Source organism: Thauera sp. 28 (genome assembly GCF_000310145.2).
Classification (GTDB): Bacteria; Pseudomonadota; Gammaproteobacteria; order Burkholderiales; family Rhodocyclaceae; genus Thauera; species Thauera mechernichensis.
Genome location: NZ_AMXA01000026.1, coordinates 39405 through 53168, shown reverse-complemented (window position 1 = coordinate 53168; position 13764 = coordinate 39405). Strand labels below are relative to the sequence as shown.

The following is a 13764-nucleotide window of genomic DNA, read 5'->3' as shown; positions in this document are numbered from 1 at the left end:
CCGCCCTCGTGAAAGTAGGTCATCGTCAGACTAACCCACAAAACAAAGCCCTGCTCTCAAAAGAAAGCAGGGCTTTGTTACGTCAACGGCCAGCGAAAGGAACGATAGGGATCGCAGATCGTGACGAAGGGGCCTGCGTGGGGCAAAATGCTCAGCTGTCGTCGGGATCGCTGAGCCTATGAAGTTCGATATCGTCATCGTTGGTGGTGGTCTGGCCGGCGCAGCGCTCGCAGTTGCCTTGCGTCGCAGCAGCCTGCAGATCGCGGTGCTTGAGCATGCTGTGCCATCGCGCCCGCAAGACTGGGATCAGCGTATCTACGCTTACAGTCCCGCAAGCGCAGCGTTCCTGTCCGCGCTGGGCGTGTGGTCCCATCTGGATCAGAGTCGTCTCGAGCCGGTGGCCGAGATGCTGATCTATGGCGATGCCAATGGTGAGCTCCGCTTCTCGGCCCATGACTGTGGGCTGGCCGAGCTGGCGTGGATTGGCGAGTCCAGCCTGGTCCATCTTGAGCTCTGGGAGAGTCTGAAGCGGCAGCATAACGTTACCCTGCTGTGTCCGGCAGTGCCGGTGGCGCTCCTGCAGGAGGAGGGGCGGGTTGCCGTGACGCTCGAGGACGGCCGCACTCTGAGTGCGGCGCTGGCTGTCGGAGCGGACGGTCGTGACTCCTGGCTCCGTCGTGCGGCCGGAATCGAAGTACAGACGACGCGCTATGACGAGATGGGGGTCGTGGCCAACTTTCGTTGTGAGCGCCCGCATCGTGGCACCGCTTTTCAGTGGTTTCGCGAGGATGGTGTGCTCGCCTGGCTGCCCCTTGCGCATGGCATGATGTCGATGGTCTGGTCGGCTCCGGATGCGATCGCTGGCGAACTGATGAAGCTGGACGATGATACCTTCTGCGCGCGGGTCATGGAGGCCGGTGGTCAGCGGCTCGGAGTGCTCGAACTGGCGACGCCGCGGGCTGCCTTTCCGCTCAGGCTGATGCGTGTCGCCGAGGTGGTACGACCAAGGTTGGCCTTGATCGGCGATGCTGCACATGCGATTCATCCGCTGTCCGGCCATGGCATCAATCTGGGCTTTCAGGATGCCAAGGTGCTGGCAGAGGAGTTGGGCAGCCTGCCGTCATGGCGCGATGTCGGTGAGCTTGCGGTATTGCGGCGTTACGCGCGCCGTCGCGCCGAGGAGCCCTTCCTGCTGCAGTATCTGACCCACGGGCTCAATCGGCTGTTTGGTGCCCAGGACCCCGTGCTCGGCTTCTTGCGTAATGCGGGAATGAACCTTACGAACCGCGTGCCAGTCGTAACAAACGCATTGGTGCGTTACGCCGTGCATGGTCGCTTTTGATATTTCGGAGAACTCGATGCAAGCCTTGTTGAAGCCCGTACGGGTGAAGCTCCTTTCCGTTTCGATCGCACTCGGGCTGACCTCCACCGCGCATGCTGGCGAAGATGAGGTCAGGAAGGCGATGGAGGCCTTCATCGGTGCGCCGGCGGTGGAGTCTGTCAGTCAGACCCCATATGGGGGCCTCTACGAGGTCGTGCTCAAGAACGGTCAGCTCGTTTATACGGATGAGAAGGCCAGCTTCATCGTCGATGGCAGCGTGATCGATACCGCCACGCGACGCGACGTTACCCGCGCACGCCTGAATCAGCTTTCAGCGATCGACTTCTCGACGCTGCCGCTCGATCAGGCGGTCAAGGTAGTCAAGGGCAAGGGGACGCGCGTGATCGCCACCTTCGAGGATCCCAACTGCGGCTATTGCAAGCGCCTCGGAAAGGAGATCGACGCGATGGATGACATCACCGTCTATACCTTCCTGTATCCGATCCTGAGTGAGGACTCGACCCAGAAGTCCAACAACATCTGGTGTGCGAAGGATCAGGGCAAGGCGTGGACTGCCTGGGTTGTCGACGGCAAGGTGCCGGCCAAGGCGACTTGCGACACCAGTGTGATCACGCGCAACGTGGAACTTGGGCAGAGCCTGCGCATCAGCGGTACGCCGACCATCTTTCTGGCAGATGGCTCGCGCATCGGGGGCTACGTTCCGGCCGCCGAACTCGAGAAGGCAATGGACAGCGTCAAGCGCTAGGGCGGGTTCGGCTTGTTCGCGAGGGGGCGCTGGTCGCCCCCTTTTTTATGTGCCATGCGTGCGCTCATTGCAGCGCGGGTGGTGTCATGCCGCGTGGCAGTAAAACCCACATGCTGCCCTGCTGGCGCATGCGACCTGCTTCGCGGCCCGCTTCGGGTCCAAAGCCCCAGAAGAAGTCCCCGCGTACCACGCCTTTGATCGCGCCGCCCGTGTCCTGCGCCATCATCAGACGATTGAGCGGGCGGTCGCTGAGCGGATAGGTGGTGGACAAGAATACCGGCGCCCCCAGAGGCACATAGCGCGGATCCACTGCGATGCTGCGACCCTCGGTGAGCGGGACGCCCTGAGCACCGATCGGACCATCATTTGAACTGGGCAGCTCGCGGAAGAACACGTAGCTCGGATTTGCATTCAGCATTTCCGCCAGGCGATGCGGGTTGTCCTGCGCCCAGCGCTTGATCCCGTCCATCGAGGCCTTGTCCAGGCTGAGCTCGCCCTTGGCAACCAGCCAGCGGCCGATGGACTGGTAAGGGTGTCCGTTCTGGTCGGCGTAGCCGACACGAGCCATCGAACCATCGGGCAACTGGATCCGGCCCGAGCCTTGCACCTGCAGGAAGAAGAGGTCGATCGGGTCATCCGCCCAGAATAGTATGGGGGCGGGGAGCTGCGCGCCGCGCTGTTCGAGCTCCGCGCGGGTGAAGTAGGGCAAGACCTTGTTTCCCTCGACGCGGCCACGCAGACGAAGATGCTTGAGTTCCGGGTAGACGTCGCCCAACTCGATCGTCAGCATGTCGCGCGGCACGCCATGGACAGGCCAGGTGTTGCGACCGCCGCGAGTGCGGCTGCCACGGATGAGTGGTTCGTAATAGCCGGTGATGAGCCCCTGCATGCTGCCGTCTGGATTGACCAGGCGCCAAGGAACGAAATGCGTTTCGAAGTAACGCCGCGCATCGGCGCCCGATGGCGCACGACCCAGGCTCTCGGCGGCCGTGCAGGCGTTCTTCCACGCTGTCTGACGAACAAGCTTCGAACATGAGGTCCGCAGCGCAGGCCAGGCTGCCGCCGGGTCGTCCAGTTGCCAATTCGGCAACGCGCTCCAGTCAGCGCGTTGCAGGGGGGCGGCGGCTGGCGCCGGTGGCTTGTCGGGCGTAGGTGCAGGGCAGACCGGACAGGCTGGGCAGGCAGGTGGCGGCGGACAGGTCGGTGCGGCCGCTTCAGGTCCCGGGGCTTCGGTCTGGTGTGCACAGCCCGCGGCGATCAGGGCAACAGTGGAGGCAAGGGCAAGGCGTCTGATAGCGGCCGGAATCATCGGGTGCATCGGTTAAACTCGTGGGCGGATGCGGCAGAGTATACCGGTGCCAGGCCGGTCGCCGGAGATGCGATGTGTGGTTGATCTTCCTCGAACTCGGCGTTGCGCTGACCTTGGTGCTGGTTGTGTTGCGGGCGTTGAGGCCGCGGCCCCCAGCCGCGCCGCGCTCGCCCACGGATGATGGTGAGTCCTCAAGACATGACTGAATTGCAAGATCTTCTGCGCCGTGCCGAGCAGGTGCTCGAACGGCTCGAAACCCTGTTGCCAGGCCCGGTTCAGGCGCCCGACTGGACGGCGTCGGCCGCTTTCCGCTGGCAGCGCCGCCGCGGTCGTGCCGAGCTCAGACCGATTCGCCTGCAGCATCGCATCGCCCTGGCTGACCTCCACGATGTCGATGAGCAGAAGGCCCGCATCGATCGCAATACGCGCCAGTTCCTCGCTGGGCGCCGGGCCAACAACGTATTGCTTACAGGAGCCCGCGGTACGGGCAAGTCGTCGCTGGTGAAGGCGCTCCTCAACGAGTATGCGCCGCGGGGCTTGCGCCTTATTGAGGTGGACAAGACCGACCTCGTCGATCTGCCCGAGATCGTCGAGTTGATCGAGGGGCGGCCCGAGCGCTTCATCCTGTTTTGCGACGATCTTTCCTTCGAGGAAGGTGAAGATGCCTACAAGGCCCTCAAGAGCGTGCTCGACGGCTCGGTTTCGGCGATGTCCGACAACGTGCTCATCTACGCGACATCGAACCGTCGCCACCTGATGCCGGAGTATCACGATGAGAATCTGCAGGCACGTCATGTGGATGGCGAACTGCACCCGGGCGAGGCGGTGGAGGAGAAGATTTCGCTGTCCGAGCGCTTTGGCCTCTGGATATCCTTTTATCCATTCAGCCAGGATGAGTACCTCGATATCGTCGCGCATTGGCTCGGGCACTTCGGCGTGCCGAAGAAGGCGATCGCCGCGGCTCGCCAGGACGCGCTGCAGTGGGCGTTGATGCGTGGCTCGCGTTCCGGGCGCGTGGCCTGGCAGTTCGCACGAGACCACGCCGGGCGGCTCGATGACGAGGGGCATGGCCGATGACGCGCAAGCTGGTCGATGTAGCGGCAGGCGTTCTGCTGCGCGCAGATGGTGCCTACCTGCTCGGGCAGCGCGCTCCCGACACCGTCTATGCGGGCTACTGGGAGTTCCCCGGTGGCAAGGTCGAGCGTGGCGAAAGTCCTGCGCAGGCGTTGTGCCGTGAGCTCGAAGAAGAATTGGGCATCCACGTTACGCACTTGCGACCCTGGCTGCGCCGCGAACATCTGTATGAGCATGCGCATGTGCGGCTGCATTTCTTCGAAGTCGCGGCCTGGCAGGGAACGCTCAACGACAGGGTGCACAGCGCTTTGGCCTGGGTCGCGCCGGGTGATCCCGTGCCTGCACCCATGCTGCCGGCCAATGGACCGATCCTGAAGGCGCTACGCCTGCCGCGCATCATGGGTATCACACAGGCAACGGCGATAGGCGCGGCCGAGCAGCTGAGTGTGCTCGAGCGCGCGCTGCAGCAGGGGCTGGGGCTGGTCCAGGTTCGCGAAGCGGCGCTGGACGCCGGTGAGCGGGAGCGCTTCGCGCGTGCAGCGCTGGACAGGGTCAGGGCCAGCGGAGGACTGCTGGTGGTCAACTCCGACCTCGAGTTGGCTCGCCGCATTGGTGCCGACGGATGTCACCTTACCGCGCAGCGCCTCCTGGCCAGCAGCGACAGGCCCGAGTTCGAATGGGTTGGCGCGTCGTGTCATACGCGCGCCGAGCTCGAGCATGCGGCTGCGCTGGGTCTGGACTATGCGCTCCTCGGTCCTGTGCAACCCACCGCGACGCATCCCGACCAGGCTGGATTGGGTTGGGCGCGCTTTGGCGAGCTGATCGAAGGTTTACCCATTCCGGTCTTTGCCTTGGGCGGCCTGACACAGAATGACATGTCAGAGGCGCGTGATGCAGGGGCGCATGGGATTGCGGCGATACGCGGTGTGTGGGGGCCGAAAGACGCCTGAAGGCCCAGGCGCGCTGCGGCTCAGCCCTAGCCGGCCTAGGCCGGTCAGCGATTGCGACCTTCGCCGACGCCGGGTGGCGCGAAGCCGTCGGCCTCATCCGGCGCGTCGGGAGGGGCAGTCGGCACCCGATAGGACTCCGACGCCCAAGCCCCGAGGTCGATCTGACGGCAGCGTGCGGAGCAGAACGGGCGGTGCTGGCTGTCCTTGCTCCACTCGACGGGCTTGCCGCAAGTCGGGCAGTTCACGGTACGCACGGGCTGGCTCATACGGAAGGGCTACAGGCTGCAGAAGGTGAGCTCGAAGGCGACGTCGCGCTCGGCCAGGCGGGGGCGCGCAACCGTCTCCGGCAGCATGAAGCGGACATTGAGCGCATACTTGTTGGCGCTGATCTCGGGGACCACGGCGTCCGTGCGCTCCAGCCGTACCCGGACCATTTGTGCCGTGCGCCCGGCCATTGTCAGCTGGAAGGCGCCGCTGCGCGCGAGCTGGCTCTCTGCGCGGCCGCTTGCACGCAGCAGGCGCAGCACGATCTCGATGCCATCGCGGATGGGGGCCATCGGATGGATCCAGGTGTCGAGGTCGCGGCGACGGACCTCGGGGTCACGGTTGAGCCAGTAGTGATAGGCCGGCAGATCGAACTGGCAGACGCCGCCGGGGATGGCGGCCCGGCTGCGAATGCTCATCAGCCATTCGTTCTCGCGCAGGTACTGGCCGATCTTGCCAGCCATGGCGAGGAGTCCGGTGGAGGCCTGCTCGATCTCGTAGAGCGCGCCTGCGAGCGCCTCTTCGGAGATGTCCGGGTTGTTGCGAAAGGACATCAGGATCTGGCGCTGGCGCTCGAGCTCCTGGACCAGATCAACCTTGAGGTCTGCACGACTTGCGACCTCGAGGGTCTCGAAGATCGTCTGCAGGGCGACGTGGTGATCCTGTGGAGCAGTGCCGCTGGAGAAGTGGGCGATCTTGACGAACAGGTCCTCGAGACGCAACAGCGTGCGGATGCGTTCGTTGAGAGGGTATTCGTAGCTAATCACCAGACACTATCCGCAAGTATCGCGCCGCTTGAGTTCGGGGCGATGATAGCACAGCGCCCGAGCGCCACAGGGCGAGTGGGCTGCGTGCTCAACGCGTCCTCGAGGCCGCGAGATAGCGTGCGTGCAAGCTTGCCACCTGCTGCTCCAGTGCCTCGAGGCTGGTGCTGTTGTCGATCACGTCATCGGCCGCGGCGAGGCGCGCCTCGCGGCTGGCCTGGGTCGCCATGATCGCGCGCACCTGTGCCTCGTCGAGGCCGCTGCGCGTGCGTACCCGCTCGAGCTGCAGGTGTTCGGGGCAATCCACCACGCAGATGCGGTCGCAGCGCTCACGGTAGCTGCCGGACTCGACAAGCAGCGGAACGGCGAGGATCACATAGGGGGCAGTCGCCGCGTGGCACTGGCGGGCGCTCTCGTCTCGGATCATCGGGTGCAGGATGGCCTCGAGCTGGCGTTTGGCCTCCGGGTGCGAGAACACCCTTGCACGCATGGCGGCCCTGTCCAGGCTGCCGTCGGCGGCGATCATTGAGGTACCGAAGGCACGCTGGATGGCGTCCATGGCTGCGCCGCCGGGCGCAGTGAGGCCATGCGCGATGAGGTCGGTGTCGACCACCTCGGCGCCAAGACGAGCGAAATGTGCTGCGGCAGCGCTCTTGCCACTGCCGATGCCGCCGGTGAGTCCGATGATGTACGGGCGTGGGGCGATGTCGTTCATTGCGGTTCCGTGGGGCGTCAGCGCGTGCAGGCCTGGCGCTTTGCGCCCACTCCCGGGACAGCCTGCTCGACGTTGCGCAACTGGGCCACAGGCAGGCTGGCCTGGATGCGGTGGGTGGTGGTCATGCGTGGTTCGATACCGGCGTTGCGGACGCCGCGTTCGCGCAGTTGTCCGAGCAGCAGGCGAGCACGACTCTCGGTCTTGAATACGCCAAGGGAGACCGCGAACTGTGTAGGGCCCGGCTCGGGCACGATATAAGTATCGGTGACACCGAGGATGCGCAACTCGGCGACGCGTGCCTCGGCTTCTGCACGGCTGCGTTGCGGTGGAATGCGTACCCACCAAGAGTCCGGCGTTTCGCTGCGGCTGCGTGCTGCAGTGACGCCGATGCGGCGCAGGCGCGCGCTGAGCCGCTCCGCTTCGTCTGCGGACAGGCCGCCCCAGGCCTGGCAAACGGTCGGTGGCGATGCGGCTTCGGCAGGCGGCGGCTCCGCTGCGGCGGGTGGCATGGGCGCGGTGGCGGCAAGCGTGGGGGGCTCGGCTTCGCGTGCCGGATCGGGCGTCGGATCGGGCGGGGAGGGCATTGCTTCGGAGGTGAGCTGGCCGCTGGTGTCTGCAGATGGCGATGCGGCCGTGGTCTGCTCCGCGGGCTCGGCCGCCACTGGCGCGCCGGTGGCGGTCTCGCTCGATAGCCGGATGTGTTCCGGGTTGAGCTGGTTTGCGATGCGCTCCGGTTCGCCGCTCGGTGCCGGGGTGCCGAGCCAGCCCTGTATCGCGGCCAAGGCCAGGATGTTGAGCATCAGCAGCAGGATGATCAGAAAGCGCAGAACGGTCATGCGGCAGGCGTATCGGGATCGGGTGGCGGTGGCGGGCGGCGACCGCGGGGCCTGGCGGGCCCCGCGGCTGTCGCCGTCGACATCAGCCCAGCTTGGGCAGATGCGCGAGCGAAGCGCTTACCGCCTCGGCCGGGTAGTCGTAGTTCTCGAGCTTGCCGGACAGGAAGCGCTCGTAGGAACTCATGTCGAAGTGCCCATGGCCGGTAAGGTTGAACAGGATGGTCTTGGCCTCGCCGGTGGCCTTGCACTTGAGCGCTTCGTCGATCGCCGCCCGGATCGCGTGGCAGGACTCGGGAGCGGGAATGATGCCCTCTGCACGCGCGAACTGCACGCCGGCCTCGAAGGTGGCAAGCTGCGGTACAGCGACCGCCTCGATCAGCTTTTCGTGGAAGAGCTGGGATACCAGCGGCGAGTCGCCGTGGTAGCGCAGGCCGCCGGCGTGGATGCCCGGCGGCATGAAGTCGTGCCCGAGCGTGTACATCTTCATCAGCGGCGTGAAGCCCGAGGCGTCGCCGTAGTCGTAGGCGTACTGGCCCTTGGTGAGGGTGGGGCAGGAGGTCGGTTCGACTGCGACGCAGCGCAGATTCTCGGCACGCTTGTCGCCCGCCGCCTTGTCGGCGAGGAAGGGGAAGGCGATGCCTGCAAAGCTCGAGCCGCCGCCGCACGGGCCGATGACCACATCCGGGTAAAGGCCGACCTTGTCGAACTGCTTCTTGGCCTCAAGCCCGATGATGCTCTGGTGCAGGACCACGTGGTTGAGCACCGAGCCGAGGGTGTAGTTGGTGTCGGCGCGGCTGGCCGCTTCTTCTACCGCCTCGGAGATGGCGATGCCGAGCGAGCCCTGGTTGTCGGGGTCCTCGGCGAGCAGGCGACGGCCGGTCTCGGTAAGCTCCGACGGGCTGGCGAACACCTCGGCCCCCCAAGTCTGCATCATCAAGCGGCGGTATGGCTTCTGGCCATAGCTGACCTTGACCATGTAGACGCGGACCTCGAGCCCGAACATCTGGCCGGCGAATGCGATCGATGAGCCCCACTGGCCAGCGCCGGTCTCGGTGGTCAGGCGTTTGATGCCGGCCTGCTTGTTGTAGAAGGCTTGCGGCACGGCTGAGTTGGGCTTGTGCGAGCCTGCGGGCGAGACGCCCTCGTACTTGAAGAAGATCTTTGCCGGGGTGCCGAGCATCTGCTCGAGACGGACCGCGCGCACCAGCGGGCTCGGCCGCCACAGGCGATAGATCTCGCGCACCTGCTCGGGGATCGGGATCCAGCGCTGGGCGCTCATCTCCTGCTCGAGGATGGCGCCGGGGAAGATGGCCCCCATCTGCTCGGGTGTCGCCGGGTTGCCATCCGGGCCGAGTGGCGGCGCGGGCGGTGTCGGCAGGTCGGCGACGACGTTGTACCAGTGGGTCGGAATGTCGGCGGCGTCGAGCAGGATGCGGGTTGCTTCCATCGTTTGTTCTCCCTTCGCGAGTATGTTCGCTGTCATTGTGGATGAATTTCGCCGGCTGCGGCGATTGCGCCCAGGCCAATCAGGACCAGGTTGTCTACGCGCCGCAGCGGAATGTCGAGCAGGCCGGCAAAGCTGTCTGCTGCGCCGCCGCCGAGCAGGCACTTGGCCTGAGGCTGGCTGGCGATCTGGCGGAACATGCGCTCCACCGCGCCGGCCTGGGCGAGCAGGCAGCCCGAGTGGATGGCATCTACGGTGCGTCGTGGCTGCAGCGTGAAGCGGCCTTCGGCGAGCGGGAGCTGAGCCGTGCCGTGGGCGAGTGCGTGCTGCATCAGGTCGACACCAGGCAGGATCAGTCCGCCGAGGAATTCGCCGTCGGCGCTCAGCAGGTCGATCGTCGTGGCCGTGCCTGCGGTGACCACGAGGCAGGCCTGGCGGTGCAGCTGGCGTGCCCCGATCAGTGCCGCCCAGCGGTCAGCGCCCAGGCGCGCGGGTTGTTCGTAATGGTTGCGGACGCCGCAGCAGTTTGCGCCCGGACGTAGCCATTCGATGCCGATGCCCGCCAGGGTCTGGTCCAGGTGTGCGGCGATTGCCGCCCCGGCAACATTGCAGCCCACGGCCCGCGACAGGGCCGGGTAGCGCGCGCGCAGACTGGCCAGCGAGCCGATCGCATCATGCGCGAGTGCGCCCTCTTCGATGGCCTGCAGTGGCGCGTCGGCGGCGGTGAGCCGCCACTTCACGCGGGTGTTGCCGGCATCGATGAGCAGGATCACGCCTGTCCTCCGCCGCCAGCGCGCAGCGAAACATCGCCGACCAGTACGCGGCGCATCCCCACAGCCGTCTCCAGCAGCAGGGCGCCGTCCTCGTCGACGCCGCGACAGATGCCTTGCAGTGTCTCCGCTTCGCCACTGATGCAGACGGGCAGGTCGGCGAAGGCGTTGCGTTGCTGCCAGGCGTCGCGCAGGGCGACGAAGCCCGCGGCGGCGTAAGTGTCGAGCAGGCTGCGCAGCTCCGCGAGCACGGCGGCCAGAACCGTAGCTCGTGTCGGAGGCGCCGTGTCGAGGGCATGCGCAAGATCGGTGACGCCGCGCTGCTCCGGAACCTGCGCGTCTGCCGGGAGCTGCAGGTTGATGCCGATGCCGATCACCGCGGCGGGTGTGCGGCCACGGCCGGGCAAGAGCTCGACGAGGATGCCGGCAAGCTTGTCGCCGTGGATCAGTACGTCGTTCGGCCACTTGAGCTGCACGCCCTGCGCGCCGAGCTCCTCCAGTGCGCGCGCGAGCGCGAGGCCGGCAACCAGCGACAGCCCGGCGGGCACTGGCGCACCTGGAGCGAAGCGCCACAATGCCGAGAACGTCAGGCTGCCGTCATCCCAGGACAGCCATTGTCGTCCGCGGCGGCCGCGCCCCGCGCTCTGGCGGTCGGCGATCAGCACATGAATGAAGCCGTCGTCAGCCGGTGTGGCTTCGATCAGTGCGCTATTGGTGGAGGTGCAGTGAGCACGCCAGTCGATCACGAAACTGTCGGCCAGCCGTCCGAGTCGGTGCTCGAGCGCGCGTCGTGCTTCGATCTCGCGGGAGGCGGGTGAGGCATCAGGCACTGCGGACGACTGCGCTGGGGCAGCCGTCTGAGGTTTGGACGATGACAAGGCGGGAGTCCGGCAAACATTGAGATCGCCGCATTATCCGCCATCCCGTGCTTGCGCACGAGTGTCCCGCCCGCCCCGCTTGTGTTCAGTGCTCGCCGTCGTCGCCGTTGCGCACGTCGTCCATGCCGAGTTCCTGGATCTTGCGGCTGATCGTGTTGCGACCGATGCCGAGCAGTTGTGCAGCCTCGATACGGCGTCCGCCGGTGGCCGCCAGGGCGCGGCGGATGAGTGTGCGCTCGAACTCGCGCGTGAGGCGGTCGAACACCTCACCTGGGTGGGTGGCGATGAGGCGGTCGGCTTCCGCACCCAGTCCTTCCATCCAGCTCGTTGGTGCCTCGCGCCCGGGTTGGTCGCGGATTTCCGGCGGTAGGTCGGTGACTTCCACGATCTGTGCCGGGGCCATCACCGTCAGCCAGTGACACAGGTTCTCGAGCTGGCGGACGTTGCCCGGGAAGGGCTGTGCCTGCAGGTACTCGAGTGCGGCATCCGAGATGCGCTTGCGCTCGACACCCAGCTCCTGGGCGCTCTTTTGCAGAAAGTGGCGAACGAGCAGCGGGATGTCCTCGCGCCGCTCGCGCAAGGGAGGGAGGCGCAGACGAATGACGTTCAGGCGATGGAAGAGGTCCTCACGGAACAGGCCCTGGCGAACGCGCTCCTCCAGGTCCTGGTGGGTTGCCGCGATGACGCGCACGTTCGAGCGGATCGGCTGCTGGCCACCAACTCGGTAGAAGTGGCCATCGGACAGAACGCGCAGCAGCCGGGTCTGCAGCTCTGCCGGCATGTCGCCGATCTCATCGAGGAACAGGGTGCCGCCATCGGCTTGCTCGAAGCGACCGCGGCGTTGGGTGGCGGCGCCGGTGAAGGCGCCGCGTTCGTGGCCGAAGAGCTCGGACTCGAGCAGGTCGCGCGGTATGGCCGCGGTGTTGATGGCGATGAAGGGGGCGTCGCGGCGAGGGCTGTGGCGGTGCAGCGCCCGTGCGACCAGTTCCTTGCCACTGCCCGACTCGCCGTTGATCAGTACGGTGGCGTGGGAGTGGGCGAGACGGCCGATGGCACGGAAAACCTCCTGCATCGATGGTGCCTGGCCGAGGATCTCGGGCGCGACGGCCGTATCTTCTGCTGCACCATTCTGGTGCGCGCCTTGCTCCAGTGCGCGGCGTACCAGTGCGACCGCCTGGTCAACGTCGAAGGGCTTGGGCAGGTACTCGAAGGCGCCGCCCTGGAACGCCGATACCGCGCTGTCCAGGTCCGAGTACGCGGTCATGATGATGACCGGAAGGTGAGGGTGGCCGGTCTTGACCTTTTGCAGCAGGTCGAGCCCCGACTCGCCGGGCATGCGGATGTCGGACAGCAGCACCGCCGGCGGGTGGGGGGTGGCTTCGAGCTCGGCCAGGGCGTCGCTTGCGGAGCTGAAGCTGGCGTGGTTGATGCCTTCGCGGCTGAGTGCCTTCTCGAGCACCCAGCGGATCGAGCGGTCATCGTCGATGATCCAGACTGTATTCATATCAAATGCACTGTTTTTGTGCGCCTGTCGTGCACCTCAGCCCCAGGGAGGGCAGGCGGTGACCCGTTCAGGTGCGTTCGGAAATCGGCAGCAGGATCGAGAAGCAGGTTCGCCCCGGGCGGCTGTCCACGTCGATCATGCCTTGATGTTGCTCGATGAAGCTCTGCGCCAGGGACAGGCCCAGCCCGCTCCCGCCGTCCCGGCCCGACACCAGCGGATAGAAGATCTTGTCGCGGATCTCTGCTGGAATGCCGGGGCCGTTGTCGATCACTTGCAATTCCAGTGCCAGCTTGAAGCGACGCTTGGCGAGCGTGACCTGGCGTGCGATGCGCGTGCGCAGCAGGATCTCGCCGTGGCCCTCCAGCGCCTGGGCGGCATTGCGTACGATGTTGAGCGTGGCCTGGATGAGTTGCTCGCGGTCGGCCGTGAGTTCCGGAAGGCTGAGGTCGTAGTCGCGCCGGATGCTGAGTTGAGGAAACTCGGCCAGGATCAGTCGGCGTACGCGTTCGAGCACGTCATGGATGTTCAATGGCGCCGGGCGCATCATGCTGTGCGAGCTGAGCAGACGGTTCATCAGGTCCTGCAGGCGGTCGGCCTCGGCGATGATCACGTCGGTGAACTCGCGCAGCTGCGGGTCATCGAGTTCGTGCTGAAGCAGCTGTGCAGAGCCACGGATGCCGCCGAGCGGATTCTTGATCTCATGGGCGAGGTTGCGGATCAGCTCCCGGTTGGCTTGCTGCTGGTGCAGCAACTGCTCTTCACGGGCGACGCGCAGCTGGGCGTCGATCGGGCGGAACTCCAGCAGCAGCCGCACGCCGGAGGTCTCGACCGGTGTGACCGTGCAGTCGAGCCGTATCGGTTCCGAGCCGTTGCGTGTGATCGTCAGGTCTTGTCCGGTATAGCTCCAGTTGGTGCGCAGGGCGTTGTCGAGCGCGGCGGACAATCCGGGCGGTGCGCCCAGCATGCGGGCGAGCGGCTGACCGATCAGCTTGCGCTGGCTGATCGCGAACAGGTTCTCCGCGCCCGGGTTGATGTAGCGGATGAAGAGCTTGCCGTCGACCAGGACGACCGCCGACGACAGCAGTTCGAGTCCTGCAAAGGGGCCGTTGGCAGCGTGTAAGGGGGGCGATGGCATGGGCGCGTCCAGAAGTTACGGCAATTCATAAGCA

General features: G+C 65.9%; 15 protein-coding genes. 5 read left to right on the top strand and 10 right to left on the bottom strand.

What is annotated here, in order from left to right:
• The 3 genes from C662_RS20555 to C662_RS15500 all read left to right on the top strand — a co-directional run.
• Positions 1 to 182 (top strand): hypothetical protein (locus C662_RS20555; protein WP_232433293.1); only part of this gene is annotated, 182 nt, incomplete at its 5' end.
• On the top strand, positions 179 to 1342 hold the full coding sequence (locus C662_RS15505) for a UbiH/UbiF family hydroxylase (protein ID WP_002931156.1): 1164 nt from the start codon (positions 179 to 181) through the stop codon (positions 1340 to 1342). The genes C662_RS20555 and C662_RS15505, both read left to right, overlap by 4 nt.
• A 16-nt stretch (positions 1343 to 1358) precedes the next feature.
• Positions 1359 to 2087 (top strand): DsbC family protein, encoded by a 729-nt coding sequence (locus C662_RS15500; protein ID WP_002931155.1) that lies wholly within the window; start codon positions 1359 to 1361, stop codon positions 2085 to 2087.
• A gap of 64 nt (positions 2088 to 2151) precedes the next feature.
• Here the strand turns inward: C662_RS15500 and mltA are convergent, their stop codons facing one another.
• Entirely contained in the window at positions 2152 to 3177 is a 1026-nt protein-coding gene (gene mltA, locus C662_RS15495; protein ID WP_002931154.1) for a murein transglycosylase A, read from the bottom strand.
• 417 nt (positions 3178 to 3594) lie between these two features.
• Here mltA and C662_RS15490 point away from each other — a divergent pair, with 417 nt between their 5' ends.
• Together C662_RS15490 and C662_RS15485 are read left to right on the top strand one after the other, a co-directional pair.
• The gene (locus C662_RS15490) at positions 3595 to 4473 is read left to right on the top strand and encodes an ATP-binding protein (protein ID WP_002931153.1); all 879 of its coding nucleotides are present in this window, start codon (positions 3595 to 3597) and stop codon (positions 4471 to 4473) included.
• Entirely contained in the window at positions 4470 to 5420 is a 951-nt protein-coding gene (locus C662_RS15485; RefSeq protein ID WP_002931152.1) for a Nudix family hydrolase, read from the top strand. Before C662_RS15490 ends, C662_RS15485 begins: the two co-directional genes overlap by 4 nt.
• A gap of 44 nt (positions 5421 to 5464) precedes the next feature.
• Here C662_RS15485 and yacG read toward each other — a convergent pair whose 3' ends face one another.
• The 9 genes from yacG to glnL form a co-directional block, all read right to left on the bottom strand.
• Positions 5465 to 5686, bottom strand: a complete 222-nt coding sequence (gene yacG, locus C662_RS15480) for a DNA gyrase inhibitor YacG (RefSeq protein ID WP_002931151.1) — start codon at positions 5684 to 5686, stop codon at positions 5465 to 5467.
• 9 nt (positions 5687 to 5695) lie between these two features.
• On the bottom strand, positions 5696 to 6451 hold the full coding sequence (zapD, locus tag C662_RS15475) for a cell division protein ZapD (RefSeq protein WP_002931149.1): 756 nt from the start codon (positions 6449 to 6451) through the stop codon (positions 5696 to 5698).
• An 88-nt stretch (positions 6452 to 6539) separates the two neighbouring features.
• Complete coding sequence (gene coaE, locus C662_RS15470; RefSeq protein ID WP_002931147.1) at positions 6540 to 7163, bottom strand: dephospho-CoA kinase; 624 nt, start codon at positions 7161 to 7163, stop codon at positions 6540 to 6542.
• A gap of 17 nt (positions 7164 to 7180) precedes the next feature.
• Complete coding sequence (locus tag C662_RS15465) at positions 7181 to 7999, bottom strand: SPOR domain-containing protein (RefSeq protein WP_002931144.1); 819 nt, start codon at positions 7997 to 7999, stop codon at positions 7181 to 7183.
• An 82-nt stretch (positions 8000 to 8081) separates the two neighbouring features.
• On the bottom strand, positions 8082 to 9446 hold the full coding sequence (locus tag C662_RS15460) for a TrpB-like pyridoxal phosphate-dependent enzyme (protein ID WP_002931142.1): 1365 nt from the start codon (positions 9444 to 9446) through the stop codon (positions 8082 to 8084).
• 32 nt (positions 9447 to 9478) lie between these two features.
• A complete protein-coding gene (locus C662_RS15455) occupies positions 9479 to 10216 on the bottom strand; it encodes a type III pantothenate kinase (RefSeq protein ID WP_002931135.1) in 738 nt (245 codons plus the stop codon).
• Positions 10213 to 11043, bottom strand: coding sequence for a biotin--[acetyl-CoA-carboxylase] ligase (locus C662_RS15450; protein WP_002931133.1), 831 nt, complete (start codon positions 11041 to 11043; stop codon positions 10213 to 10215). Before C662_RS15450 ends, C662_RS15455 begins: the two co-directional genes overlap by 4 nt.
• A gap of 133 nt (positions 11044 to 11176) precedes the next feature.
• Positions 11177 to 12595: a nitrogen regulation protein NR(I) gene (gene ntrC, locus C662_RS15445; RefSeq protein ID WP_002931131.1), complete on the bottom strand. Its 1419-nt coding sequence runs from the start codon at positions 12593 to 12595 to the stop codon at positions 11177 to 11179.
• Between the two features lie 67 nt (positions 12596 to 12662).
• Complete coding sequence (glnL, locus tag C662_RS15440; protein WP_002931130.1) at positions 12663 to 13730, bottom strand: nitrogen regulation protein NR(II); 1068 nt, start codon at positions 13728 to 13730, stop codon at positions 12663 to 12665.
• Positions 13731 to 13764 lie beyond the last annotated feature (34 nt).

Excerpts from the sequence above, each read along its gene's own strand:
- C662_RS15505 (WP_002931156.1), top strand. The coding sequence starts at position 179 with ATGAAGTTCGATATCGTCATCGTTGGTGGTGGTCTGGCCGGCGCAGCG.
- C662_RS15500 (WP_002931155.1), top strand. The coding sequence starts at position 1,359 with ATGCAAGCCTTGTTGAAGCCCGTACGGGTGAAGCTCCTTTCCGTTTCG.
- C662_RS15490 (WP_002931153.1), top strand. The coding sequence starts at position 3,595 with ATGACTGAATTGCAAGATCTTCTGCGCCGTGCCGAGCAGGTGCTCGAA.
- C662_RS15485 (WP_002931152.1), top strand. The coding sequence starts at position 4,470 with ATGACGCGCAAGCTGGTCGATGTAGCGGCAGGCGTTCTGCTGCGCGCA.
- yacG (WP_002931151.1), bottom strand. The coding sequence starts at position 5,686 with ATGAGCCAGCCCGTGCGTACCGTGAACTGCCCGACTTGCGGCAAGCCC.
- coaE (WP_002931147.1), bottom strand. The coding sequence starts at position 7,163 with ATGAACGACATCGCCCCACGCCCGTACATCATCGGACTCACCGGCGGC.
- C662_RS15465 (WP_002931144.1), bottom strand. The coding sequence starts at position 7,999 with ATGACCGTTCTGCGCTTTCTGATCATCCTGCTGCTGATGCTCAACATC.
- C662_RS15460 (WP_002931142.1), bottom strand. The coding sequence starts at position 9,446 with ATGGAAGCAACCCGCATCCTGCTCGACGCCGCCGACATTCCGACCCAC.
- ntrC (WP_002931131.1), bottom strand. The coding sequence starts at position 12,595 with ATGAATACAGTCTGGATCATCGACGATGACCGCTCGATCCGCTGGGTG.
- glnL (WP_002931130.1), bottom strand. The coding sequence starts at position 13,730 with ATGCCATCGCCCCCCTTACACGCTGCCAACGGCCCCTTTGCAGGACTC.